The 25,404-nt window shown below is 44.5% G+C and carries 23 protein-coding genes; 18 read left to right on the plus strand and 5 right to left on the minus strand.

Annotation, left to right across the window (positions count from 1 at the left end; translation table 11 throughout):
• The first annotated feature begins 212 nt into the window (after window positions 1-212).
• Window positions 213-1,259: a lactonase family protein gene (locus AB6E85_RS23375; protein ID WP_372144415.1), complete on the plus strand. Its 1,047-nt coding sequence runs from the start codon at window positions 213-215 to the stop codon at window positions 1,257-1,259.
• Between the two features lie 68 nt (window positions 1,260-1,327).
• On the opposite strand, the gene AB6E85_RS23380 is transcribed toward AB6E85_RS23375, so the two are convergent.
• Window positions 1,328-2,503: a 2-octaprenyl-3-methyl-6-methoxy-1,4-benzoquinol hydroxylase gene (locus AB6E85_RS23380; RefSeq protein ID WP_048607939.1), complete on the minus strand. Its 1,176-nt coding sequence runs from the start codon at window positions 2,501-2,503 to the stop codon at window positions 1,328-1,330.
• Between the two features lie 308 nt (window positions 2,504-2,811).
• Here AB6E85_RS23380 and miaB point away from each other — a divergent pair, with 308 nt between their 5' ends.
• The 5 genes from miaB to lnt all read left to right on the plus strand — a co-directional run bounded on the left by miaB (window position 2,812) and on the right by lnt (window position 8,544).
• Entirely contained in the window at window positions 2,812-4,236 is a 1,425-nt protein-coding gene (gene miaB, locus AB6E85_RS23385; RefSeq protein ID WP_012603385.1) for a tRNA (N6-isopentenyl adenosine(37)-C2)-methylthiotransferase MiaB, read from the plus strand.
• Window positions 4,237-4,399: 163 nt separating this feature from the next.
• Window positions 4,400-5,521: a PhoH family protein gene (locus AB6E85_RS23390; protein WP_372144418.1), complete on the plus strand. Its 1,122-nt coding sequence runs from the start codon at window positions 4,400-4,402 to the stop codon at window positions 5,519-5,521.
• Window positions 5,522-5,983 carry an rRNA maturation RNase YbeY gene (gene ybeY / locus AB6E85_RS23395; RefSeq protein ID WP_012603383.1) on the plus strand — a complete coding sequence of 154 codons (462 nt, stop codon included), beginning with the start codon at window positions 5,522-5,524 and terminating at the stop codon, window positions 5,981-5,983.
• A gap of 120 nt (window positions 5,984-6,103) precedes the next feature.
• A complete protein-coding gene (gene corC / locus AB6E85_RS23400) occupies window positions 6,104-6,994 on the plus strand; it encodes a CNNM family magnesium/cobalt transport protein CorC (RefSeq protein ID WP_012603382.1) in 891 nt (296 codons plus the stop codon).
• Window positions 6,995-7,026: 32 nt separating this feature from the next.
• Complete coding sequence (gene lnt / locus AB6E85_RS23405) at window positions 7,027-8,544, plus strand: apolipoprotein N-acyltransferase (RefSeq protein WP_050633689.1); 1,518 nt, start codon at window positions 7,027-7,029, stop codon at window positions 8,542-8,544.
• 90 nt (window positions 8,545-8,634) lie between these two features.
• Here the strand turns inward: lnt and AB6E85_RS23410 are convergent, their stop codons facing one another.
• Window positions 8,635-9,105 (minus strand): zinc ribbon-containing protein, encoded by a 471-nt coding sequence (locus AB6E85_RS23410; RefSeq protein ID WP_017062329.1) that lies wholly within the window; start codon window positions 9,103-9,105, stop codon window positions 8,635-8,637.
• Between the two features lie 263 nt (window positions 9,106-9,368).
• On the opposite strand from AB6E85_RS23410, the gene leuS reads away from it, so the two are divergent.
• From leuS to lipA, 12 genes are all read left to right on the plus strand, one after another.
• Window positions 9,369-11,945 carry a leucine--tRNA ligase gene (gene leuS / locus AB6E85_RS23415; protein WP_017068503.1) on the plus strand — a complete coding sequence of 859 codons (2,577 nt, stop codon included), beginning with the start codon at window positions 9,369-9,371 and terminating at the stop codon, window positions 11,943-11,945.
• A 179-nt stretch (window positions 11,946-12,124) separates the two neighbouring features.
• Entirely contained in the window at window positions 12,125-12,778 is a 654-nt protein-coding gene (gene lptE / locus AB6E85_RS23420; RefSeq protein ID WP_372144420.1) for an LPS assembly lipoprotein LptE, read from the plus strand.
• Between the two features lie 12 nt (window positions 12,779-12,790).
• Window positions 12,791-13,816 (plus strand): DNA polymerase III subunit delta, encoded by a 1,026-nt coding sequence (gene holA / locus AB6E85_RS23425; protein WP_048607954.1) that lies wholly within the window; start codon window positions 12,791-12,793, stop codon window positions 13,814-13,816.
• Window positions 13,817-13,880: 64 nt separating this feature from the next.
• Window positions 13,881-14,198 (plus strand): ribosome silencing factor, encoded by a 318-nt coding sequence (rsfS, locus tag AB6E85_RS23430; RefSeq protein ID WP_004735247.1) that lies wholly within the window; start codon window positions 13,881-13,883, stop codon window positions 14,196-14,198.
• 3 nt (window positions 14,199-14,201) lie between these two features.
• A complete protein-coding gene (gene rlmH, locus AB6E85_RS23435; protein ID WP_004735246.1) occupies window positions 14,202-14,672 on the plus strand; it encodes a 23S rRNA (pseudouridine(1915)-N(3))-methyltransferase RlmH in 471 nt (156 codons plus the stop codon).
• Window positions 14,673-14,678: 6 nt separating this feature from the next.
• Entirely contained in the window at window positions 14,679-16,571 is a 1,893-nt protein-coding gene (gene mrdA, locus AB6E85_RS23440; protein WP_372144422.1) for a penicillin-binding protein 2, read from the plus strand.
• A complete protein-coding gene (rodA, locus tag AB6E85_RS23445; RefSeq protein WP_048607962.1) occupies window positions 16,571-17,692 on the plus strand; it encodes a rod shape-determining protein RodA in 1,122 nt (373 codons plus the stop codon). The genes mrdA and rodA overlap by 1 nt, the downstream gene beginning before the upstream one ends.
• 3 nt (window positions 17,693-17,695) lie before the next feature.
• A complete protein-coding gene (locus tag AB6E85_RS23450) occupies window positions 17,696-18,535 on the plus strand; it encodes a septal ring lytic transglycosylase RlpA family protein (RefSeq protein WP_019820805.1) in 840 nt (279 codons plus the stop codon).
• A gap of 93 nt (window positions 18,536-18,628) precedes the next feature.
• Window positions 18,629-19,810 carry a serine hydrolase gene (locus AB6E85_RS23455; protein ID WP_017062336.1) on the plus strand — a complete coding sequence of 394 codons (1,182 nt, stop codon included), beginning with the start codon at window positions 18,629-18,631 and terminating at the stop codon, window positions 19,808-19,810.
• 232 nt (window positions 19,811-20,042) lie between these two features.
• Entirely contained in the window at window positions 20,043-20,321 is a 279-nt protein-coding gene (ybeD, locus tag AB6E85_RS23460) for a DUF493 family protein YbeD (protein ID WP_026084358.1), read from the plus strand.
• A 198-nt stretch (window positions 20,322-20,519) separates the two neighbouring features.
• On the plus strand, window positions 20,520-21,179 hold the full coding sequence (lipB, locus tag AB6E85_RS23465) for a lipoyl(octanoyl) transferase LipB (RefSeq protein WP_004737632.1): 660 nt from the start codon (window positions 20,520-20,522) through the stop codon (window positions 21,177-21,179).
• 4 nt (window positions 21,180-21,183) lie between these two features.
• A complete protein-coding gene (gene lipA / locus AB6E85_RS23470) occupies window positions 21,184-22,149 on the plus strand; it encodes a lipoyl synthase (protein WP_017059920.1) in 966 nt (321 codons plus the stop codon).
• Between the two features lie 181 nt (window positions 22,150-22,330).
• On the opposite strand, the gene AB6E85_RS23475 is transcribed toward lipA, so the two are convergent.
• The 3 genes from AB6E85_RS23475 to AB6E85_RS23485 all read right to left on the minus strand — a co-directional run bounded on the left by AB6E85_RS23475 (window position 22,331) and on the right by AB6E85_RS23485 (window position 25,293).
• Entirely contained in the window at window positions 22,331-23,692 is a 1,362-nt protein-coding gene (locus tag AB6E85_RS23475) for a sodium-dependent transporter (RefSeq protein ID WP_372144423.1), read from the minus strand.
• Between the two features lie 284 nt (window positions 23,693-23,976).
• Complete coding sequence (locus AB6E85_RS23480; RefSeq protein ID WP_248339429.1) at window positions 23,977-24,735, minus strand: YggN family protein; 759 nt, start codon at window positions 24,733-24,735, stop codon at window positions 23,977-23,979.
• A gap of 84 nt (window positions 24,736-24,819) precedes the next feature.
• Window positions 24,820-25,293, minus strand: a complete 474-nt coding sequence (locus AB6E85_RS23485; protein WP_048607969.1) for a GreA/GreB family elongation factor — start codon at window positions 25,291-25,293, stop codon at window positions 24,820-24,822.
• Window positions 25,294-25,404 lie beyond the last annotated feature (111 nt).

A 25,404-nucleotide genomic window follows, 5' to 3' on the forward strand; every position in this document is an offset into this window, starting at 1 on the left:
ATTTAGGTTCTGGCGCCGAGAGGTGTGAGAGTTCAAGTCTCTCCGACCGCACCATCATTAAATAGAACCCAGCTTTTTAGCTGGGTTTTGTTTTATCTGGAATATGCAAATCTGCTAGCCAAGTCACCAAGTATTCTCTTCTATAACCTCACTTTTAATACGATTTTATAAGACAATGTCAGCTCCATTTTCTAATTGAGTATGACTAGCCTATGAAAGCCCTCCCCTTAACGATCGGTTGCTACACAGATACGCCAAGTAAAAGCCAAGGTGTTTATCAAACTCAGTTAGATCTAGAAACAGGAAAACTATTACCTCTAGAGCTGATCATCAAATGTACTAACCCCTCTTTTGTTACTGTAACAAAGACTGGGATCTATACTGCATCGGAAGTTGACCAGCAAAAACAGCCCCAGCTCATTCATATACCTAATGTTGATTCACAGCTAACGCCCAATGCGAGCCTCATCTCGGGAGATCACCCTTGTCACGTCGCGATAGATCCACACAATAAGTTTGCTATCACGTCGCAATACTCATCAGGCACATTCGATATTTTTAGCTTAAGTATCAATGGCAGCATCGATAAGCGACTCAAAACAATCAAGATGGTTGGATCCGGGCCGAACAAAGAGAGACAAACAAGCCCACACGCCCATCAATGTCTGTTCCTACAAAACTCACCACAGTTTGTGACTGTCGATCTCGGCACCGATCGCATCAACTTCTATTGCTTTGATGAAGAGCAAGAAGAGTTCCTTGATGAGCCAATGCAGTCTATTAAGGTGCCCGCCGGCAATGGACCTCGTCATTTAATCTTTAACAGAGCTGAAGACAGAGCCTATGTGGTCTGTGAACTCTCTGAAACGTTACTGATTTTGGAAAAGGTTTTAGGCATTTGGAATGTAGTGGAAGAGATTGATGCATTGCCTAATATGGAGAAGGGAGAAGCCGCAGCAGCGATTAAGCTATCCCCTGATGAGCAATTCCTTTATGTGTCATGTCGACACCAATCAAGAATCAGCAGCTTCAAAGTCGACTCTGAGACTCACAGGCTGACTTTCATTGAAAGCTACGACACTGAAGGCAAATTCCCAAGAGACTTCCATATAACGAACGATGGAAAATGGCTTATAGCCGCCAACCAGCACTCCAACAACATCACCTCATTCAAGCGAGATAATGAGGACGGTTCTTTGGTTTATACAGGCTACTCGTTAGAGCTAGATGCGCCTGTTTGTGTGACGCAACAGCGATAGTAATCACCAGATACAAAAAAGGAGAGCATCAGCTCTCCTCTTCTTTTGCAACCAATTAAACTAGCTACTTAAAGACCCAAGGCGTATTTCAATACTTGAGTTTTAATCGGCCCAGAGTTCTCTGCGAGTTTTAGTGCGGCATTACGCACAAACTTGAGCGGACCAATGTCGTTGCTGAATGTCTTGTAGAAGAAATCCATGCCACTCTGCATCATTAGGTTGTCGCCTCTTCTCATCACTTCATAGCGTCTTGCTACAGACTGATTCAATTCACCCTTTTCTTTGGTGACATTCAACAGTACTGATACATCTTTGAAGCCTAAGTTAACACCCTGTCCAGCCAAAGGGTTGATCGTATGCGCAGAGTCCCCGACTAAAATACAGTTATTCTTCGAGTATGATTGAGCATGACGTCGTGTCAGAGGAAAAGAACCCGAATTCAAGACTTTGATATCACCTAACTCTTTAGGAAAGTGAGTAAGTACTTCGTTGCGTAGTTTTTCAGGAGTCATTGCTGACAGTTGCTTAATACGCAGTGGAGAGTCATACCAAACTAACGAGCCTTGCCCGACTTCTTGACCGTCAGAGGTTAGAGAACACAAAGGCAAAAATGAACGAGGACCACTTGGTAGAAATTGCTGCCAAGTAATATCTTGCTGAGGTTGTTCTGTTTCTACATTGATAAGCATACAGTGTTGTCGATAATCCCAAGCCGTAATGCCAATTCCAGCTTGTTGACGAACGGCTGAATTCGCACCATCAGCACCAACCACCCACTTCGCAGATAACTCAACCCCAGATTGAAGCTTAACGATATTGGTTTCACCAAACTCAATCACATCGAGCTTTTCTGGACATAACAGTTCGAGATTGTCGTAGGCATCAAATTGAGACCATAAACCTAATTGAATGAGTCTGTTCTCAACGATATAGCCCAAACGAGGAAGGTCTAGTGATGCAGCATCAAACCGAGTACGACACTCTGGATGCTCCCACGTCTCTAAACGCTTATAAGAACACACTCGCATCGCTGCAATACTTTGCCATGCACCAAGATCTTCAAGCAAATCGACCGATGCTTGAGAAATCGCTGACACACGAATGTCCATCGCTTGTGACTCATCAAAAGCTTGTGGGGCAAAACCTTCGATCACCGCAACACTCAGACCTTGCTTTGCAAAACCGATTGCTGTTGCTGCGCCAACCATGCCGCCACCGACTACTACAATATCGTAACTGTTCATATTTTGTACTTATCAGTTTGATTCTTTGACTGTTTTTGATTGTACTTTTTCATAACTAACTTGTAACCAAAAACCTTATTCGAAAAAAGGGTTATCCCTTATGGCATATGGCGTTAACGATAATAAAAACCACTACATAAGAGATTTGTTCAGACTACTAGTCAGTCGGTTTTGAAACCAGTACAATACGCCGCTTGCCGCTAGAGCCTGTCATAAAATTGAATACCGAATTATGACAAACGGGGCTAGCGGATGAATAATGGGCGATTTGCTCCCTTAAATTAAACTAACGATCGAGCGAACATATAATGAGTAAGAAACTGCTAATTAAAACTTGGGGCTGTCAGATGAATGAATATGATTCATCAAAAATGGCCGACCTGCTTAACGCTGCAAATGGCTATGAGCTAACTGAAGTACCTGAGGAAGCAGACGTACTACTATTGAATACTTGTTCTATCCGCGAAAAAGCGCAAGAAAAAGTATTCCACCAGCTTGGTCGTTGGAAAACGCTTAAAGATAAAAAAGAAGGTGTGGTGATCGGTGTGGGTGGCTGCGTAGCGACTCAAGAAGGTGATCACATTCGTCAACGTGCACCTTACGTAGACGTTATCTTTGGCCCACAAACATTACACCGTTTGCCTGAGATGATTAAGTCATCACTGTCTAACGAAAAGCCAGTAATGGACATCTCTTTCCCAGAGATCGAAAAGTTCGATAACCTGCCCGAGCCAAAAGCTGAAGGCGCGACGGCGTTCGTTTCTATCATGGAAGGTTGTTCTAAATACTGTACTTACTGCGTTGTACCATACACACGTGGTGAAGAAGTTAGCCGTCCAATGGATGATGTCCTTTTCGAAGTTGCTCAACTTGCCGAGCAAGGCGTGCGTGAAGTTAACCTGCTAGGTCAAAACGTAAACGCATACCGCGGTCCAACTCACGAAGGTGATATCTGTTCATTCGCAGAACTGCTTCGTCTTGTTGCTTCTATCGACGGTATCGACCGTATTCGTTTCACAACAAGCCACCCGCTTGAGTTTGGTGACGACATCATTGAAGTTTACAAAGACACACCAGAATTAGTGAGCTTCCTTCACCTACCAGTACAAAGTGGTAGTGACCGTATTCTTACGATGATGAAGCGTCCACATACGGCTATCGAGTACAAATCTATTATCCGTAAACTGCGTAAAGCTCGTCCTGACATTCAAATCAGCTCTGACTTTATTGTTGGTTTCCCTGGTGAGTCTAAGCAAGACTTCCAAGATACAATGAAGCTAATTAAAGAAGTTGATTTCGATATGAGCTTCAGCTTTGTTTTCTCTCCTCGTCCAGGTACGCCAGCGGCAGATTACCCATGTGATGTACCAGCACAAGAGAAGAAAGATCGTCTATACGAACTGCAACAAACGGTAAACACACAAGCTATGCGCTTCTCTCGTCTAATGTTAGGCACAGAGCAACGTATCCTTGTTGAAGGCCCATCAAGAAAGAACCTAATGGAACTTCGCGGCCGTACAGAAAACAGCCGTGTTGTGAACTTCGAAGGTTCTGCAGACCTAATCGGTCAATTCGTAGATGTGAAGATCACTGAGGTTTACACCAACTCACTACGTGGTGAGCTAGTTCGCACAGAAAAAGACATGGGTCTACGCGTTGTTATGACTCCAGCAGAAATGATGGAAAAAACAAAACGTGAAGACGAGCTAGGTGTAGCAACATTTACACCATAGGCAATACAACTGTTTGAGCACAAAGCGCAAACACAAAGCTTGAAATTACCTAACTAAGTGACCATCTTAGAAATAGGGATATCACCATCAGAAGCCCGGTCTAAATCGGGCTTTTTGCTCTTTGTTTTATTTAAGAGTGAGTGGCACAAAATGAGAGGCTAATTTGAGCAATAAAATCGTTACCTTAGAGATAAATCTAGAGCCAGCAGACAACAAGCGCTTGGCAAGTTTATGCGGACCATTTGACGACAACATCAAGCACCTTGAGCGTCGTCTGGGCGTTGAGATTAATTACCGTAGCAACTTTTTCACGATTGTCGGTAAGCCTCACACTACAGCCGCAGCTTTAGACATCATCAAACACCTCTATGTTGAAACGGCTCCAGTTAAAGGCAACATAATCGATATCGAACCAGAGCAAATACATCTGGCGATCACCGAGTCAGGCATTTTGGAGCAACACGTCGAGTCTGAAATTGACTACGGCAAAGAAGTGACCATTAAGACTAAAAAAGGCGTTATCAAACCTCGAACGCCAAACCAAGCACAATACCTAATGAACATGGTGACTCATGACATCACCTTTGGTATTGGGCCAGCAGGTACAGGTAAAACCTATTTAGCCGTTGCTGCAGCAGTTGATGCACTTGAACGCCAAGAGGTTCGCCGAATCCTACTGACTCGCCCTGCTGTTGAAGCTGGTGAGAAGCTTGGTTTCCTACCGGGTGATTTAAGCCAGAAAGTCGACCCATATTTACGTCCACTTTACGATGCGCTGTTTGAGATGCTTGGCTTTGAACGAGTTGAGAAGCTGATTGAACGTAACGTAATTGAAGTTGCGCCACTGGCTTACATGCGTGGTCGTACATTGAATGATGCGTTTATCATTCTTGATGAGAGTCAAAACACCACGGTAGAACAGATGAAGATGTTCTTAACCCGTATCGGTTTTAACTCACGCGCTGTGATCACTGGTGATATTACGCAAATCGATTTACCTCGTGGTGCAAAGTCAGGCTTACGCCATGCGACTGAAGTCCTCAATGAAGTCGATGACATTAGTTTTAACTTCTTCATGTCTGAAGACGTCGTTCGTCACCCTGTGGTTGCTCGTATCGTCAACGCATACGAGAAGTGGGAAGCAAAAGACCAGAAAGAGCGCAAAGAGTTTGAAAAGCGTAAACGTGAAGAGCGTGAAGCCAAACTTCTTGAGGCTCAGCAGTCAGTTACGACACAATTAGCAACACAAAATAGTTCTGTAATTGCAGAACAAGGTGATAAATAGATGTCTATTGAACTAGACCTGCAATTAGCGGTCGAAAATGAGCAAGGTCTTCCAACTGAGCAAGATATTCAGCTTTGGTTGGACAAGACCATTCCTCAGTTTCAAGAGAATGCTGAGTTGACGGTTCGTATCGTTGATACGCAAGAAAGCCACCAGCTCAATCATGAATATCGTGGAAAAGACAAGCCAACTAACGTGTTGTCTTTTCCATTCGAGGCTCCTCCAGGGATCGAGTTAGATTTACTGGGCGACCTCATTATCTGCCGCCAAGTTGTCGAAAAAGAAGCAGAAGAGCAAAGTAAGCCTCTGCTAGCACACTGGGCTCATATGGTTGTACATGGCAGTCTGCATCTGCTAGGTTATGATCATATCGAAGATGATGAAGCTGAAGAGATGGAGTCACTCGAGACAGAAATCATGCAATCTATGGGGTTTGAAGACCCTTACATTCTAGAAAAGTAAATTGATTCTAGTAAAGTAGGTTGCAGAGAAACAATAACTCATCGAACCTGTGATTTTCGCAGGAATCTGAGTTGTAACGTGTGCTATCACACTTCTGATAGCGTTATTTTTTGAGAAATCATGAACGAAGGTAACCCCCCCACTTCTGAGGGAAGTAAAAAATCTGAAGGTCCGAGTAGAAAGTCCTTCTTTGAACGCCTAGGCCAACTATTTCAAGGTGAAGTAAAAGATCGCCAAGAGCTCGTAGATGTAATCCGCGACTCAGAAATTAATGACCTAATTGACCACGACACACGCGACATGCTCGAGGGTGTTATGGAAATTTCAGAGATGCGAGTACGCGATATCATGCTGCCTCGCTCTCAAATGGTTACAGTTGAACGCACCGATGATCTAGATACATTGATTGCGCTCATTACTGATGCTCAACACTCTCGCTACCCAGTGATCAGTGAAGATAAAGACCATGTTGAAGGCATTCTATTAGCGAAGGACCTACTTAAGTATTTGGGTTCAGAAAGTGCCCCATTTGATATCGAACAAGTGATTCGCCCTGTCGTAGTTGTTCCTGAAAGTAAGCGAGTTGATCGCCTGCTTAAGGAATTCCAAGAAGAGCGTTACCACATGTCTATCGTTGTCGATGAGTTTGGCGGAGTTTCTGGCCTGGTAACCATTGAAGATATCCTCGAAGAAATCGTTGGTGAAATTGAAGACGAGTTCGACGATGAAGAAGAGCTAGATATTCGTAAGCTGAGTAAGCATACCTTCTCTGTAAAAGCTTTAACCACTATTGAAGAGTTCAACGATACGTTTAACACTGCCTTTAGTGACGATGAAGTGGATACGGTAGGCGGCATGGTTATGACAGCACTCGGTCACCTGCCGGTTCGTGGCGAAATTGTAGAAATCGAAAACTACCATTTCAAAATAACATCAGCAGATAACCGTCGTGTGATTCAGCTACAGGTAACCATTCCTGACGAACAGCCTCTTCCGACTATCGAAGAATAACAACTTCTCTCTAAAGAGATGACAGAAATTAGATGACTAAGACATTTATTCATCGCCTATTACGGCCGCTTGCGGCCGTTTTTGTTGGCGCTATAACCACCCTTTCATTCGCTCCATACTCTATATGGCCTCTTGCTATTCTCAGCCCAGCTTTGTTGCTGTTACTGATCCACAATCGCTCTCCTAAAAGTGCGCTTTGGATTGGCTACGCATGGGGTTTAGGTCAATTCACCACAGGTATCAGTTGGGTATACGTCAGCATCGATCACTTTGGCGGCATGCCACTGGCAGCCAACCTGTTTTTGATGGCACTGCTCATTGGCTACCTAGCGGTTTATTCCGGCCTATTTGCCTGGAGTTTGAACAAGTTCTTCCCTGCCAATAATCTAAGCCGATTTTTCCTTGCAGCTCCTGCATTGTGGTTAATCAGTGATTGGCTGCGTGGCTGGGTAATGACGGGCTTCCCTTGGCTTTGGCTTGGCTACAGCCAAATCGATTCGCCATTGGGGTCATTTGCACCGATTGGCGGTGTCGAGTTAATTACTCTAGTGATCATTGTTTCAGCCTCTGCATTCGCTTATGCGATTGTTAACCGGGCCTGGAGTATCGCTATCATTCCCGCCGTCGTATTTAGCGCAGGTTTTGGTATTCGAAATATCGATTGGGTCACGCCTAACCCTGAAAAAACAACATCAGTGGTATTGATTCAAGGTAATGTCGATCAAGATAGCAAATGGCTGCCGAGTCATCGCTGGCCGACCATGATGAAGTACACCGATTTAAGCAGAGAAAATTGGGACGCGGATATCATCATCTGGCCTGAAGCCGCTATCCCTGCGTTTGAGGTAGAGATTCCTTCTTTCCTACGTAACTTAGATAGCGCAGCGAAGATGAATGACAGCTCGATCATCACTGGTGTGCTTAATCAGTCTGAAGATAAGAAATACTACAACAGTATTCTTTCTCTCGGTGTGAATCCATACGGTGAATACAGCTACGATCCAGACGAACGCTACCATAAACATCACCTATTGCCGTTTGGTGAGTTTGTGCCGTTTGAAGATATCTTGCGCCCATTAGCACCTTTCTTTAACTTGCCAATGTCATCATTCAGCCGTGGCGATTTTGTTCAACCCAACATAGTGGCAAATGGTCGTCACTTAGCGCCTGCGTTGTGTTATGAGATAGTCTTTAATGATCAAGTTAGACAGAACGTAACCGACGAGACTGACTTTATTTTAACGCTCTCTAACGATGCGTGGTTTGGTCGTTCGATTGGCCCTCTGCAACATATGGAAATTGCACAGATGCGTGCTCTGGAGCTTGGTAAGCCGGTTATTCGCTCGACCAACAACGGTGTGACGGCAGTTACTGATTACAAAGGCAATATAATCAAGCAAGTGCCTCAGTTTGAAACGGCAGTGTTAAAAGCTGAACTCATTTCAACGGATGGTCAAACGCCTTATCACACAGTAGGTACTTGGCCACTGTATATCTGGGCGATGCTCAGCTTGGTGATTGGTTGGGTAATTAGAAAGCCAAAAAGCTAGATTCGACGAAAAGTGATTTGAGGGTTGACTGATTGGGTCAACCCTTTTTCATTGCTGTGGTTTTACGTTGATACGCTATGGTTCAGAAGCTTACGGTTTAAGGGCTTTACGACTAAACCCTTTAGAACCACATTTAATACATGGGATGATATTAGTTGGGTGGTTATATTCGGTTTGATGACCACACTCGTCACATACTAAGGTTCCCAAGCCAATGACTTCACCCGCTTGATACAAGCCTTGGTGTTCTAAGTCTTGGAACAGTTCAACCCATTCCACCTTAGTACGATCAGTAATATCCAACAGCCCTTGCCAAATAGAGTCCGCAATCATCAAATAGAATGGACCGCTTTTACTCTCTTCATAGCTTTCGGAAAACTCTTTTAAGTCCGACTTCACGTAGGCTGAGATCAATGAAAGCTCATCTTTAGTCATATCATTAGCTGCTTTCGCAAACTTGCCCGACGTTTCGATTTTGTTGTTGAGCTCTTCAGGACTATGCTTCAGCGTTTCAATCACCTCTTCGACGACTTCTTCATAGAGCGCTTTTTTCTTCGGCATAACAACCTCCTTAAGATAACCAACCTTTTAGTGAGCAAACGGATGCGCTGCAATGCACTCCCGCTTACAAACAAATGCAATTCATACTCTTAAGTATAGCTGTCCTTAGTAATTCGGTTGAATTTACGCAATCAACCACGCTGCAACTGCAAGTATGAAGGGTATAACTATTGTTGTACTCAGCTCCTTTAGGTATTCTATGACGATCTGTAAGATTCTGTTCTAACCGAACTCACAAATTCCAAGATAACCGGATACCATCGATGCAAGAACAATATAACCCGCAAGAGATTGAACAAAAGGTTCAACAACACTGGGATAACAGCGAAACTTTCGTTGTAAGTGAAGACCCAAACAAAGAAAAATTCTACTGTCTTTCTATGTTCCCTTACCCAAGTGGCCGACTGCACATGGGTCACGTGCGTAACTACACCATCGGTGATGTGGTATCTCGTTTCCAACGTCTACAAGGCAAAAACGTAATGCAACCAATCGGTTGGGATGCATTCGGCCTACCAGCAGAAAACGCGGCTGTAAAAAACAACACAGCGCCTGCACCATGGACTTACGAAAACATTGAGTACATGAAAAACCAGCTTAAGCTTCTTGGCTTTGGTTACGACTGGAACCGTGAATTCGCGACGTGTACTCCAGAGTACTACCGTTGGGAACAAGAGTTCTTCACTAAGCTTTACGAGAAAGGCCTGGTTTACAAGAAGACCTCTTCTGTTAACTGGTGTCCAAACGACCAAACTGTACTAGCAAACGAGCAAGTAGAAGACGGTTGCTGTTGGCGTTGTGACACTCCAGTAGAACAAAAGAAGATTCCACAGTGGTTCATTAAGATTACTGAGTACGCTCAAGAGCTGCTAGACGACCTAGACAACCTTGAAGGTTGGCCTGAAATGGTTAAGACCATGCAGCGCAACTGGATTGGCCGCTCAGAAGGTGTTGAGTTATCTTTCGCTGTTAACGGCGAAGAAGCACCACTAGAAGTGTACACAACACGTCCTGATACACTAATGGGTGTTTCTTACGTTGGTATCGCTGCAGGTCACCCTCTTGCAGAGAAAGCATCGAAGAACAACCCAGAGCTTGCTGCATTCGTTGAAGAGTGTCGTAACACTAAAGTTGCTGAAGCTGAACTAGCAACGATGGAAAAGAAAGGTATGGATACAGGCCTAACGGCTATCCACCCTCTTAACGGTCGTGTTGTTCCTGTATACGTAGCAAACTTCGTACTTATGGATTACGGCACAGGTGCGGTAATGGCGGTTCCTGCTCACGATCAACGTGACTACGAGTTCGCAACTAAGTACGGCATCGATATCATCCCAGTAATCAAGCCTGAAGACGGTTCTGAGTTAGATGTGTCTGAAGCGGCTTACACTGAGAAGGGTGTACTGTTCGATTCTGGTGAATTCGATGGTCTTGCTTTCCAAGAAGCATTCGATGCAATCGCTGCGAAGCTTGAAGCAGAAGGCAAAGGTAAGAAGACAGTAAACTTCCGTCTACGCGACTGGGGTGTATCTCGTCAGCGTTACTGGGGTGCTCCAATCCCAATGGTAACCACTGAAGACGGTGAAGTTCACCCAGTACCAGCAGACCAACTGCCTGTTATTCTTCCAGAAGACGTAGTTATGGATGGCGTAACGAGCCCAATCAAGGCCGACAAGTCTTGGGCTGAGACAACATTCAACGGTGAGCCTGCTCTACGTGAGACAGACACATTCGATACGTTTATGGAATCTTCTTGGTACTACGCACGTTACTGTTCTCCACAAGCAGACGACATTCTAGACCCAGAGAAAGCAAACTACTGGCTACCAGTTGACCAATACGTTGGTGGTATCGAGCACGCTTGTATGCACCTCCTTTACTCTCGTTTCTTCCATAAGCTTCTACGTGATGCTGGTTACGTGACGTCTGACGAACCGTTCAAGCAACTACTGTGTCAAGGCATGGTTCTGGCTGACGCGTTCTATCACGAAAACGAAAAAGGCACCAAAGAGTGGATTGCACCGACTGACGTAACGGTTGAACGTGACGGTAAAGGTCGCATCGAAAAAGCAGTCGACGATCAAGGTCGTGAAGTTGAACACTCAGGCATGATCAAAATGTCTAAGTCTAAGAACAACGGTATCGACCCACAAGAGATGGTAGACAAGTACGGCGCTGATACAGTACGTCTATTCATGATGTTTGCATCACCTGCAGACATGACGCTTGAGTGGCAAGAGTCTGGCGTTGAAGGTGCTAACCGCTTCCTTAAACGTGTTTGGAAATTGGTTCACGCTCACTCTTCTAAGGGTGCTGCTGAGTCTGTTGATGCTTCTGCGCTATCTGGCGACCAAAAAGCACTTCGTCGTGATATCCACAAGACTATCGCCAAAGTAACGGACGATATTGGCCGCCGCCAAACGTTCAACACGGCAATCGCTGCAATCATGGAACTGATGAACAAGCTGGCGAAAGCTCCTCAAGAATCTGTACAAGATCGTGCAATCCTTGATGAAGCGCTAAAAGCGGTAGTACGCATGCTTTACCCAATGACTCCGCACATCTCTTACGAAATGTGGATTGCACTTGGTGAATCAAACGTAGACTCAGCAACATGGCCAACTTTCGATGAGAAAGCGCTAGTTGAAGACGAGAAAACTATCGTTGTCATGATCAACGGTAAGCTACGTGCGAAACTAACAGTTGCAGCTGATGCAACAGAAGAGCAAGTTCGTGAACTTGGTCTAAACGATGAGAACGCTAAGAAGTTCCTAGATGGCTTAACTATCCGTAAAGTTATCTTCGTACCAGGTAAGCTTCTAAACATCGTTGCTAACTAATTTCGTTAGCACAATGCAATTGCTAAAGAATTAACGAACTTAATTCATCAAAAGCAGTCTGTAGACAGGGTAACTAATTACCCTGTCTACTTATTTAAGCGCTTTAGACTCGAGCCTAACAACTAGAACGAATTAAAGCCTTTAAATAAGTATTCTACCTTCATGAGAGCCATCAAATAATGCGCCTGATTTCACTATCTTCATTGAAAGTTACTGTTGTTGTTTTAACCGTCAGCCTATTAAGTGCGTGTGGTTTCCACCTGCGTGGTGATTACTCCGTACCAGAAGAACTCAACAAGATCTCCGTAACCAGTTACGACCAATACAGTACGTTTACACGTATGATGAAAGGTCAACTGCGTATGAATGATGTAGAAATTGTACCACCGGCTGAGAATACCCCTAACCTGCACATTATTAGTGAGAGCGTAGGTGAGCGAACTCTGTCTCTATACCAAAACACTCGTGCAGCAGAGAAAGAACTGACATTCCGCGCTTCATACCGCGTAACTGTCCCGGATCTAGGCTCAAAGACGTTCTCAACCAGCGTAACCCGTAGTTACCTAGATAACCCGCTAACTGCACTTGCGAAGTCGGTTGAACGAGACATGATCGAAGATGAGATGCGTAAGTTGGCAACAAGCCAAATCCTTCGTCAGATGGCTCGACTAAAAGCGAACATTGCAGCTGATAGCATGGATCTAGATGCACTAGAACACGTTCAAGTGAAAGAGCTTGAAAAGCAATACAACATCAAGAATGTTGAAATTGACGACGTTGAGATCGTACCTGCTTCAGAAGAACAACCAACACTTAGCGATTCGGCTGAGTAATAGGTTTATTTGATGCGTATTTTTGCTGACCGCTTATCAGAGCAACTGGCTAAACAGTTGAGTAATGTTTACCTAATTTTTGGTAACGAACCTCTACTGCTGCAAGAGAGCCGAGAAGCGATTCAAAAGGCTGCAAAACAACAAGGCTTTGAAGAACGTCACCGCTTTGCGATTGATAGCAGTCTCGACTGGAATCAAGTCTACGACTGCACTCAAGCACTGAGCCTATTCTCTAGCCGTCAGGTCATCGAGCTTGAACTGCCAGAGTCAGGCGTCAATGCCGCAATAGCGAAAGAGCTACTCGCAATCTCCGAGCATATCCACAGTGACATCTTGTTAATCTTGGTAGGCACTAAGCTAACCAAAGCTCAAGAAAGCGCTAAGTGGTTTAAGGCACTTTCGAATCAGGGTCACTGGGTCAGCTGCCTAACGCCAGATGTCAGCCGATTACCTCAGTTTGTCCAAGCACGCTGCCGTCAAATCGGTTTAACACCAGATCCTGAAGCGATTCAAATGCTGGCGCAATGGCATGAGGGTAATCTATTTGCTCTGACCCAAAGCCTAGAAAAACTGGCTCTCCAATACCCAGATGGAAAGCTCACATTAGTACGCTTAGAAGAATCGCTGAGTCGTCACAACCATTTTACTCCATTCCATTGGAGTGATGCGTTATTAGCAGGCAAAGGCAACCGAGCACAACGAATCCTGCGTCAGCTAGAAGCCGAAGGTGTCGAACCCGTCATTTTATTGCGTAGCATACAACGTGAGCTTGCTCTGCTGTTACAGATGCAGCAACAAATGAAGCAGATGCCGATTGGTCAGGTCTTCGAGAAACACCGTATCTGGCAATCTAAAAAACCTCTTTATAACGCCGCGCTAACAAGAGTTTCGATTTCTCAATTACACTCTTTATTCGCGTTGCTCACTCAAGCTGAATTGATGACAAAAACTCAATATGAGCAGTCGCCTTGGCCACTAATTCATCAGTTAAGCGTAGAGTTTTGTATCCCTTCAGCTTCAATACCATTTCACGCATAAAAGCGTGGTATATTCTAGGGTCGACAGCCCCTAAAAAGCTAAATTCAGATTAAAGGAACACCCCGTGTTACGTGAAGAACTAAAAGATTTTCTTGCAGACAAAGCCGACGACATGAAAGCCGAATCGATTGTAACTATCGATGTAGAAGGCAAATCAAGTGTTACTGATTACATGATTGTTTGTACTGGCACCTCTAAGCGCCATGTTGCTTCTATTGCACAGCATGTTGCTGATGAAGTACGTAAAGCAGGTATGCAGCCACTAGGCATGGACGGCCAGCAAGAAGGTGAATGGGTTGTTCTAGATATGGGCACAAGCATGCTTCACGTTATGCAAGAAGAACACCGTGAACTGTACCAACTAGAAAAACTTTGGGGCTAAGCTTTGAAGATCCAATTAATCGCAGTTGGCACAAAAATGCCGAAGTGGGTTGAAGAAGGCTTTAAAGAATATAAACGCCGCTTCCCTCATGATATGCCATTAGAGCTCATTGAAATTACTGCGGGAAAGCGCGGTAAAAATGCAGATATTGCACGCATTCTTCAAAAAGAAGGCGAAGCAATGTTGGCAGCAGTTCCAAAAGGCAACCGCATTGTCACGCTTGATATCCCGGGAAAAAAGTGGGACACCCCACAACTGGCAGAGCAATTGGAAAGTTGGAAGTTGGATGGACGCGACGTTTCTATCCTTATCGGCGGGCCTGAAGGATTAGCACCTGCATGTAAAGCGGCTGCAGACCAAAGTTGGTCTCTGTCTGCGCTTACTCTCCCTCACCCATTAGTACGCGTTATCATGGCTGAAAGCTTGTATCGAGCTTGGAGCATCACTGCTAACCACCCTTATCATCGAGAATAAGCGTTAATGTTACGTAAACGTAGCCAAATCCGTGATTACAAAGCAGAAGCACGACTATTTACTAATCGTGCTTTTGTTGCGTTTGCGGGGATCATAGTCATGATATCGATGTTGGTTGTTAACCTGTACAACATTCAGGTCAATCAATATCAAGACTATAAAACCCGCTCTAACGATAACCGCATCAAGGTCGTTCCAATCGCCCCTAACCGTGGTTTGATTTACGATCGCAACGGTGTACTTCTTGCCGAAAATCGCCCGGTTTTCAACCTAGAAATCACACCAGAAAAAATCAAAGATATGGATGACACGCTCGTCCGTCTACAAGAATTAATCGAGATCCCGCCAGAGCGTATTGAACGATTTGATCGTGAACGTCGCAATTCACGACGCTTCAAGTCAGTACCTATTCTGAATCAACTTACCGAAGAACAGGTTGCGATCTTCTCTGTAAATCAGCATAAGTTCCCAGGTGTTGAAGTTACAGGTACGCTAAAACGTTTCTACCCTTATGGTGATGTGTTAACTCACGTGATTGGCTACGTATCGCGCATCAATGACCGTGATATGCAGCGCTTGGTTCGTGAAGAGAAAGACGCCAATTACCAAGCCACTCGCGACATCGGTAAACTTGGTATTGAGCGCTACTACGAAGACATGCTTCACGGTACCGCTGGCTATCAAGAAGTTGAAGTAAACAGCCGTGGACGAGTGATACGTACCCTTAAGTTTGTACCTTCGGTTCCGGGTAAAGATATCGTGCTCAACTTGGATATCAAGCTACAACTATACGTACATAAGTTACTGGATGGCCGCCGTGGTTCAGCTATCGTTCTCGACCCGAAAGACAATGGCGTGTTAGCTATGGTATCTAGCCCAAGTTACGACCCAAATGCATTCGTACATGGTATTTCGTCTAAAGGTTATAACGCCCTACTTCAAGACAAAGACCGCCCTTTGGTTAACCGTGCAACGCTAGGTATTTATCCACCAGCATCGACGATCAAGCCATTCATTGCTGTTGCGGCTCTGCAAGAAGGTGTGATTACACCCAATACAACGCGTAATGACCCAGGTTATTGGAAGATCCCTAATTCAAAAACAAGACCATTCCGAGACTGGTTACGTTGGGGACACGGCGTCGTTGATATAGAGAAAGCGATTGAAGAGTCAGTGGATACTTTCTTTTACCAAATTGCTTATGATCTCGGCATTGATCGCATATCTAAATGGATGATGATGTTCGGCTTCGGTGATTATACTGGCATCGATATTTATGAAGAGAGCAAAGCTAATATGCCAACTCGTGATTGGAAGATGGCAAGACACCGTGTGCCTTGGTACCAAGGTGACACCATCCCAGTTGGCATTGGCCAAGGCTACTGGACTGCAACACCCATGCAGATTGCAAAAGCCACATCAGTTTTGGTCAATGAAGGTGAAGTAACCGCACCTCACCTACTTCGTTCAACCATTGATAACGGCCGTCCATTCGATGAGCAAGTAATGTCGGACATTGAAACTTACCCACCTCTAACCGGGGTTAAGAAGAAATATTGGGATATCGCTCAGGAAGGTATGAGGCTGGCTAACCACGGTAAGAAAGGTACGGCAAGACGTTCATTCCAGAAAATGTCTTACCAAACCGCTGGTAAATCGGGTACCGCGCAGGTATTCGGCTTAAAAGAAGATGAAGAGTACAACGCGGATGAAATCGCAGAGCACTTACGCGATCACGCCCTCTTTACGGGTTACGCGCCTTTTGAAGATCCTGAAGCCGTCGTGACTATCGTTCTAGAGAACGCAGGTGGCGGTTCGTCTAACGGCGGCCCGGTAGTAAGAAGGATTTTAGACCATATTATCCTTGCAGAAGATTATCAAAGTGAGCCAATTAAATAATGAAACTTGATCCTTCAACTGGACGAAATAGAGCCCTATTCGAAAGGCTGCATATCGACCTGCCGCTTTTGCTTGGCATTCTGGTTTTAATGGGCTTTGCCCTGCTGATCATGTACAGCGCAAGCGGACAAAGCCTTGCGATGATGGACCGCCAGGCGATGCGCATGGCTCTGTCTTTAGGTGTGATGATCTTCCTAGCGCAAATCTCACCTCGCACTTATGAAACCTTGGCACCACTGCTGTTTGCAGGTGGTGTCATCTTGCTATTAGGCGTGTTGTTCTTTGGTGAAGCCTCTAAAGGTGCCCAGCGTTGGTTAAACTTCGGCTTTGTTCGATTCCAACCCTCAGAGCTATTAAAGCTCGCGGTGCCTTTGATGCTGGCACGATTTATCGGTAAGCGCTCACTTCCACCAACATTCCAAACATTAGCGATCTCGCTAGTGATGGTGTTTGTACCGACGATTCTAATCGCAAAGCAACCTGACCTAGGTACATCTATCCTTATCGCCGCATCTGGTATCTTCGTGATATTCCTGGCAGGTATCAGTTGGAAAATCATTGCTAGCGCGGCAATCGCGTTGGGGGCATTTATCCCAATCTTATGGTTCTTCCTGATGCGTGAATATCAAAAAGTACGTGTAAGAACCCTTTTTGATCCTGAATCAGATCCATTAGGTGCGGGTTACCACATCATTCAAAGTAAGATTGCGATAGGTTCGGGTGGTATATCTGGAAAAGGTTGGCTGCAAGGCACTCAATCTCAACTGGAGTTCATCCCAGAGCGTCATACCGACTTCATTTTTGCGGTCATTGCCGAAGAATGGGGGATGATTGGTATATTGTTCTTGCTTGCTATCTACCTGTTTATTATTGGACGTGGCTTGGTGCTTGCGAGCCAAGCTCAAACCGCATTCGGTCGAATGATGGGGGGCAGTATTGTACTGAGCTTCTTCGTTTATATTTTTGTAAACATTGGCATGGTAAGTGGCATTCTACCTGTGGTTGGTGTTCCTCTTCCTCTAGTCAGTTATGGCGGTACTTCAATGGTAACCCTTATGGCTGGTTTTGGTATTTTAATGTCGATCCATACACACAGAAAAGCATTCTCAAAGGCGACCTAATCGATGTCTATTACAACGTTTCCAAAAAAAGCATCCTTGGTTGAAGAGCTGCCAATCAAAAAAATAGTCTCTATCTTAGGGCTAGCGATTTTAATCAATGGTTGTTCTTCAAAACAGCCAACAGGCCGCTACGATATTGATTCAGATATTGCACCAGATGCACCGATCTCAGTAGAGCATCTCGAGGATGCTCATCCTCAGTATGAACCTTATAGTTTAGGTGGTAACACGGATTACACTTTGCGTGGCGAAGACTACAAGATCGTAAAGAAGACCGAAGGGTTTACTGAGAAAGGCAAAGCCTCTTGGTACGGTAAAAAATTTCATGGTCACTTAACGTCTAATGGCGAGATCTACGACATGTATTCGATGTCTGCAGCGCACAAAACATTGCCAATTCCAAGTTATGTAAAAGTGACGAATACCGACAATAACAAAACGACGATTGTTCGTATCAATGACCGCGGCCCATTCCATGAAGGCCGAATCATTGACCTTAGTTATGCGGCAGCTTACAAGCTCGATGTGTTGAGAACCGGCACGGCAAATGTTGAGATTGAAGTCATTACTGTGGCTATGCCAACCGACGCAAATAAAAAGGCTGCTTTACCGCAATTTATTATTCAAGTCGCGACATCTCCACATGAAGATAGAACAGAGAAGTTAGCGAAAGATCTAGCCGAAAAGCTAGAAGTAGCAACGTTCTTGCAGCCAAATGATGACAACTACCGTCTGATGATTGGGCCATTTCATGACTATGCTCTGACTCAAGAGAAATTAGAACAAGTTAAGCTAATGGGTTACCCGTCAGCTTATATAAAAAAACACACCCTAACTCGCTAATTAATCTAACAGTTACTTCTGGTAATCAGCGCTCTGGTGTGACAGAGTGATTCTGTTAATATATGAATAGTTCACCAAATAATTGCATTCAAAATGATTAAATCTAATAAACTTGTTAAATCGATTTTTGCTACTTCTGTTGCTCTTTCTGCAACGATAGCTACATCGTCATTCGCCGCTCCTATTGTTGTTCCTGATGCACCTCAAATCGCCGCTAAAGGTTTTGTTCTGATGGATTACCATTCAGGCAAAGTACTAGCAGAGAAAGAGATGAATACTCAGCTTTCTCCAGCAAGTTTAACCAAGATGATGACGAGCTACGTGATCGGCCAAGAGCTCGATCGTGGCAACATCAACCTAAACGACGATGTTGTAATCAGTGAAAATGCTTGGGCTAAAAACTTCCCAGATTCATCTAAGATGTTTGTTGAAGTTGGCACTACGGTTAAAGTTGAAGAACTGAACCGCGGTATCATCATTCAATCAGGTAACGATGCATGTGTTGCTATGGCTGAACACATCGCTGGCTCTGAAGATGCATTCGTTGACCTAATGAACGCTTGGGCAAGCTCTATCGGCATGAAAGACACGCACTTTGCTAACGTGCACGGTCTAGACAACCCGAACCTATACTCAACGCCTTACGATATGGCGCTACTTGGTCAGGCACTGATTCGCGACGTACCAGACGAGTACCGTATCTACTCACAGAAGAAATTTACATACAACGGCATCACCCAATACAACCGTAACGGTCTGTTATGGGATAAGAGCATGAACGTTGATGGCATCAAAACGGGTCACACAAGCAATGCAGGTTACAGCCTAGTAAGCTCAGCGACAGAAGGCAAAATGCGCCTAGTTGCTGTAGTTATGGGCACCAAGAATGCGAATGCTCGTAAAACAGAAAGCAAAAAACTGCTTAGCTACGGCTTCCGCTTCTTTGAAACAGTGGCACCACACACAGCCGGTGAAACTTTCGTAGAAGAGAAGATCTGGATGGGTAGCAAGGACACAGTTGCACTAGGTGTAGACGAAGATACGTTCGTGACGCTTCCTCGTGGTCAAGCTAAGAACCTGAAGGCAAGCTTTGTTCTTGAGAAAGAGCTAGAAGCGCCAATCAGCAAAGGGGATGTGGTTGGTAAACTATTCTACCAAGTAGACGGTGAAGACGTTGCTGAATACCCACTACTAGCACTTGAAGATGTAGACCAAGGCAGCCTATTTAGCCGTCTATGGGACTACCTAGTTCTTCTGTTCAAGGGTTTATTCTAAACAAGCCAAAGGTTTGTTCTAGGTAAAACCTAAGCTTGTTGTATAGCTAAACTAATGAGTAAGTTCATGATTTACTCATTAGCGAACCAAAAGCCGCCATGTGCGGCTTTTGTTGATCTTGAGTTCGGTGATATTTACACGTAATATTCCGCCTTATTACTCGTGTCTGTTGACCGAACACGCTTTTTATCGACATTTCGCCAATTTGCGAGAGTCTAGCCTTTTGGAGCTAATCATGAACATCAATTCTGATGCAAAACTAAAAGACCTCTTAGAGTTCCCTTGTTCATTCACTTACAAAGTAATGGGCCACGCTAAGCCAGAACTGACTGAGCTAGTACTAGAAGTGATCCAGCGTCATGCTCCTGGTGACTACAGCCCAACGCTAAAACCGAGTGCGAAAGGTAACTACCACTCTGTTTCTATCAATATTACTGCGACTTCAATTGAACAAGTAGAAACTCTTTATAAAGAACTGGGCGAGATCGAAATCGTTCGTATGGTTCTGTAGTAATCTCCGATTACACATGAAAAACAGCGGCTTATTGCCGCTGTTTTTGTTTAAAGCACCCTATCTAGCTCAAATTCATTCAACTTAATTTTCAATAAATACAAAGAAAGTTGAAAAACCTTGCAGTCCGTCTGTAGTTAGAATCATGTTTCGCGTTTATAATGCGTTCACTTTATTAATCCTTGAGGGAGTGCAGCTTTGCAAAATAAGCTAATCGTAAAAAAATTAGGCCGTCAGGATTACGAACCTGTATGGAAAGCCATGCATAAGTTCACAGACGAACGCACGGAAGAAGACGTAGACCAAGTTTGGTTGGTTGAACACAACCCTGTCTTCACTCAAGGACAAGCAGGTAAAGCTGAGCATGTATTAAATGCCGGTGATATCCCTGTAATACAAAGCGATCGCGGTGGCCAAGTGACTTATCACGGCCCAGGCCAATTAGTGGCTTACTTTCTGATTAACATCCGCCGCAAGAAATTCGGAGTGCGTGATTTGGTTACTCATATCGAGAACCTCGTAATCAATACTCTGAAAGCTTACAATATAGATTCAGCTGCCCGACCTGACGCTCCTGGTGTTTATGTCGATGGCAAGAAAATCTGTTCACTCGGATTACGTATTCGACGTGGCTGCTCGTTCCACGGGCTAGCACTCAACGTCGATATGGACCTGTCTCCATTCCTACGTATTAACCCATGTGGTTACCAAGGTATGGAAATGGCGCAGGTAAGCCAACTCGGCGGACCAAGTGAACTAGAAAACGTTGAGCAACAGTTAATACAAGAGCTCGTAGAGCTACTCGGCTATGACCAAGTAGACATTCAAGCCACCAGTAACATTACAGCAGAAGCATAAAATCATGAGCAAACCAATCCAAATGGAAAAAGGCGTTAAATATCGTGACGCTGACAAAATGGCATTAATTCCCGTAAAGAATATGCCTGCTGAACAGAAAGAAGTTCTACGTAAACCTGAATGGATGAAGATTAAACTTCCTTCAGACAGCCATCGTATTCAAGAAATCAAATCAGCAATGCGCAAAAACAACCTGCACTCAGTTTGTGAAGAAGCGTCTTGCCCTAACCTAGCCGAGTGTTTCAACCACGGTACGGCAACGTTTATGATTCTTGGCGCTATCTGTACTCGTCGCTGCCCGTTCTGTGATGTTGCCCATGGTCGTCCTGTTGCTCCTGAAGCTGAAGAGCCGAAGAAACTGGCTAAGACGATTAAAGACATGAAACTGAAGTACGTTGTAATCACTTCAGTTGACCGTGATGACTTGCGTGACGGCGGTGCTCAGCACTTTGCTGACTGTAACCGTGAGATTCGCGAACTAAACCCAAATATTCGTATCGAAACTCTGGTTCCAGACTTCCGCGGTCGTATGGACGTTGCACTTGATCTAATGAAAGACAACCCGCCAGATGTTTTCAACCACAACCTAGAGACAGCGCCACGTCTATACCGTAAAGCGCGTCCAGGTGCGAACTACAAGTGGTCTCTTGATCTACTGAAGAAATTCAAAGAGCAGCACCCTGATATCCCAACAAAATCAGGTGTGATGATGGGTCTTGGTGAGACAAAAGAAGAGATCGTTCAAGTACTGAAAGACCTTCGTGAACATGGTGTGACGATGCTGACACTAGGCCAATACCTAGCACCAAGCCGTCACCACTTACCAGTAGAACGCTACGTGCCGCCTTCTGAGTTCGATGAGCTGAAAGAGATTGCTCTAGAGCTAGGCTTCACTCACGCAGCGTGTGGCCCGTTTGTACGTTCTTCTTACCATGCAGACTTGCAAGCTCAAGGTATGGAAATCAAGTAATCACGATTGCTGAACGAATACTACAAAGGCGCTGAATATTATGTTCAGCGCCTTTTTTCTATCTTGTTCGTGCTGCTATAGCTTTATATTAAAACAACAAAGCCACTCTTATGAGTGGCCTTGTGCTTAATATTTCAAGTTCTGAGGAGGTAATTTCAAAAAGCCCTGAAAGGGTTCTGCATTAACCGAAAGAAGCCCAGATAACCGTTGCCACCAATATTGGGCACACAAACTTCACATACATTGGCCAAACCTTGCCAAACCAGCCCAACTGGAAATCAGGACAGCCTTGCTCAAGCTCTTTCACTTTTGAAGCTCGGCTCCATACCCAACCACCAAACACACAGAACATCAGTGCAGCGACTGGTTGAAGATACTGAGTTGCAATCATCGCTACCATGCCAAACATCGCAGCAAAGTTGTAAACAATCACCACACTAAACAGCGCGATAGCACCACCAATCACCCAGCTTGTTGGCGTTCGTCTAGTATTGAAACGCTCACTCACTAGCGCAACCGGGCCTTCAAGCATCGAAATCGAAGAAGTCAGTGCAGCAATCGTTAGTAGTAAGAAGAACACAATCGCAAAGATCTGACCAAGCACACCTAAACTATCAAACATCAACGGCAGAACCGTGAATACTAGAGTGTCAGAGCTTAATAGTGAGCCGTCTTCAGCGTAGATTTGAACGCCTTTTTGCATCGCAACAAACATTGCTGGCATCACCACTAATCCAGCAATAAAAGCGACAGCGGTATCCACCAGAGTCACGTTCATCGCCATTTTTGGTAGGTTCTCTTTCTTGCTTAAGTAAGAGCCATAAACCAACATCGAGCAACCACCAATGGTGAGTGAGAAGAAACCCTGCCCCATTGCCGCCAGAATCAGTTTTCTATCCCACACTTTCTCAAAGTCTGGGACTAGGTAATGTTTTAGACCTTCCATCGCGCCAGATTGCGTCATGATGTAAATAAACAATAAGCCAAATAAAACAAACAGCGCAGGCATCAAACGAGTCGACCATTTCTCAATGCCTTGCTTAACACCGCCCTGCACAATCAATATAGTCAGTACATAAAATGCGACGGTACCAAATACGTTGCGCTCAACACTGAAGCCTTTAAACCAATCAGCAATCGCTTCTAGGCCGATAAGATCAGCGACTGCACCAATTAGGAAGCAGATCAACCAACCACCAACAATACTGTAAAACGCCAACACAGCGCTTGGTACACTCAGTCCAATCCAACCGACAAACTCACCGACTTTCTTACCTAGCGGATTAGTCGTTAGTGAACGCATACTATCAACGGGGTTGGCTTGACCATGACGACCAATCGCCATTTCAACCACCAGCATCGGGAACGCAACCACGAAGATCATGATCAAATAGACTAAAAGGAAAGCGCCACCACCATTGCTGGCAACTTGAGTCGGGAAACCCCAAATATTACCCAAGCCAACCGCTGCACCAGCCGCTGCTAAAATAAAACCTAAACGAGAGCTAAAGTGCTCTCTTGAAGAGGAAGATTGTTGGTCCATATCGCCCGCATTAAAAATCAGTGAACTAGTTGAGAAGTACAGTAATAAAAAGCAATGATAGGCACAACCAATAAATGAACAATTCTCTGATTTTTACAATCAATGCGCTATTTGGAACCACAAAATTAACAAACAACCAGTCTTATCGTTCAATTATAAGAAACAAAACGAAGTAGTAGGCTTAAGAAGAAAATGGATTGAGATAAATACTCGCCGTGTGGTTCCATTTATACAAACAAAAAGAGCACCAACCGGTGCTCTTGCTATCCATCACTAGACTCGAATTAAATTGTGAATACTTGATAGTCTTTTAGGTTCGGAATGATTTCATGCAACTCTTGTTCTTGTTCCGCCATCTCATCAAGAGAATCACAAAACTCACTCGCTTCTTCTTGTACTTGTTGAGAGTGTTCTTTCATTCGCTCTTCAACTTTCAGCTTTAATTCAGCCATGCTGTCAGCCAATTCAGTCAGGTTTAGGCCACCGTCTTGTTTCATTTTTTCTGACATCGCATTAAAAGCGCTAGAGATAAATTCTTGGTTAAAGATTTCTTTCGCCTTCTCGAAATCTTCAGACCAGCCATTGGCCATCGAATCAAAGCTTTCTGCTGGTAACACTAACTCGCCATCTTTGTAGTAACGCGCTTCCAGTTCTGCAAAGTAGGTTTTCATTGATTCTTTTACGTTATCAAATGACTCAGGTGAATCCAGGCTAGCCGCGATATCATCAATCACGTCATTAGCTAGCGCTAAGCTATCGTTCGCCATTTGTTTCGCTCGAGGTAAGTACTCACTCATGTTTTCGCGATATTTCTCAATCGCCGCTTGTTGGTCGGCATCAAGCTCAACCTTCTCACCATGAATATAGAGGTCGTTGTTATCATCAAAAACGGCCGTATCACCATTCACTTGATGGATTTCGACTTTTTGGTCATCGATTCGTAGCTCATTTTTCAAATCAACTCGACACTGAGCAGCAAACGTTGGCAGGCTCACAACTGCGATAACCGCTGTTAGTGATGCAATTAATACATTGTTTTTCATAACATCCTCTCATCAATCTGACAAATTACTATACCCTTGGATTATGCTTCTTTGTCAGAGAAACGTTTTATATCTATTAGTCAGTTAGTCGATAGAGATAACTTCGTAGCAAAACTGTTTATCTGCGACCTTAAATTCAATCTCATCGCCAACTTCTTTACCCATTAGAGCCTGACCGAAAGGTGCATTTGCCGTCACAATAGCTACTTCCTTGTCATTCCACGTGACAGAAAGTCCGCCGACTCTCGGCCCCATAAAGAAATGTTTATATTGATCATGCTCGTCAATGACCACAACGTAGCTGCTCACCGTAATTCGCTCACTGTCGCGCAACACTAAGTTACGATAACACTGAATGTCGTCTTCACACTCTTGCACCCTCACCGCTTGACCATGGGCGAGATACGAAGCTTCTAGTGCCAATGTATCGTACTTATGCTCAGGCACTGTCTCTTCATCTGTCGCAGCGTCAATCGCGCGTTGAGTCGCAGATTGTGCGATACGTAATCGGGATTCGAGTTGCTCTATGATTATTTGGCGAAGCTCAGACTTATTCATACTATTGGGGTGCTTTTCTATAGGAGCTACAGAATAGAATTAGGTACAATCAGGTGCAAGACATTTGATTCATCAAGCGACGCTATCATGAATAGGCGCCCGCTTTAGCAT

It is taken from the genome of Vibrio sp. 10N.247.311.51 (assembly GCF_041467855.1).
GTDB classification, from domain to species: domain Bacteria; phylum Pseudomonadota; class Gammaproteobacteria; order Enterobacterales; family Vibrionaceae; genus Vibrio; species Vibrio coralliirubri.

Coding starts and splice junctions, on each gene's coding strand:
- AB6E85_RS23480 (WP_248339429.1), bottom strand. CDS start 24,735: ATGAAAAACAATGTATTAATTGCATCACTAACAGCGGTTATCGCAGTT.
- AB6E85_RS23485 (WP_048607969.1), bottom strand. CDS start 25,293: ATGAATAAGTCTGAGCTTCGCCAAATAATCATAGAGCAACTCGAATCC.
- leuS (WP_017068503.1), top strand. CDS start 9,369: ATGCAAGAACAATATAACCCGCAAGAGATTGAACAAAAGGTTCAACAA.
- AB6E85_RS23410 (WP_017062329.1), bottom strand. CDS start 9,105: ATGCCGAAGAAAAAAGCGCTCTATGAAGAAGTCGTCGAAGAGGTGATT.
- AB6E85_RS23380 (WP_048607939.1), bottom strand. CDS start 2,503: ATGAACAGTTACGATATTGTAGTAGTCGGTGGCGGCATGGTTGGCGCA.
- AB6E85_RS23450 (WP_019820805.1), top strand. CDS start 17,696: ATGTCTATTACAACGTTTCCAAAAAAAGCATCCTTGGTTGAAGAGCTG.
- AB6E85_RS23375 (WP_372144415.1), top strand. CDS start 213: ATGAAAGCCCTCCCCTTAACGATCGGTTGCTACACAGATACGCCAAGT.
- ybeY (WP_012603383.1), top strand. CDS start 5,522: ATGTCTATTGAACTAGACCTGCAATTAGCGGTCGAAAATGAGCAAGGT.
- holA (WP_048607954.1), top strand. CDS start 12,791: ATGCGTATTTTTGCTGACCGCTTATCAGAGCAACTGGCTAAACAGTTG.
- AB6E85_RS23475 (WP_372144423.1), bottom strand. CDS start 23,692: ATGGACCAACAATCTTCCTCTTCAAGAGAGCACTTTAGCTCTCGTTTA.
- lnt (WP_050633689.1), top strand. CDS start 7,027: ATGACTAAGACATTTATTCATCGCCTATTACGGCCGCTTGCGGCCGTT.
- mrdA (WP_372144422.1), top strand. CDS start 14,679: ATGTTACGTAAACGTAGCCAAATCCGTGATTACAAAGCAGAAGCACGA.
- lipA (WP_017059920.1), top strand. CDS start 21,184: ATGAGCAAACCAATCCAAATGGAAAAAGGCGTTAAATATCGTGACGCT.
- rodA (WP_048607962.1), top strand. CDS start 16,571: ATGAAACTTGATCCTTCAACTGGACGAAATAGAGCCCTATTCGAAAGG.
- corC (WP_012603382.1), top strand. CDS start 6,104: ATGAACGAAGGTAACCCCCCCACTTCTGAGGGAAGTAAAAAATCTGAA.
- AB6E85_RS23455 (WP_017062336.1), top strand. CDS start 18,629: ATGATTAAATCTAATAAACTTGTTAAATCGATTTTTGCTACTTCTGTT.
- miaB (WP_012603385.1), top strand. CDS start 2,812: ATGAGTAAGAAACTGCTAATTAAAACTTGGGGCTGTCAGATGAATGAA.
- lptE (WP_372144420.1), top strand. CDS start 12,125: ATGCGCCTGATTTCACTATCTTCATTGAAAGTTACTGTTGTTGTTTTA.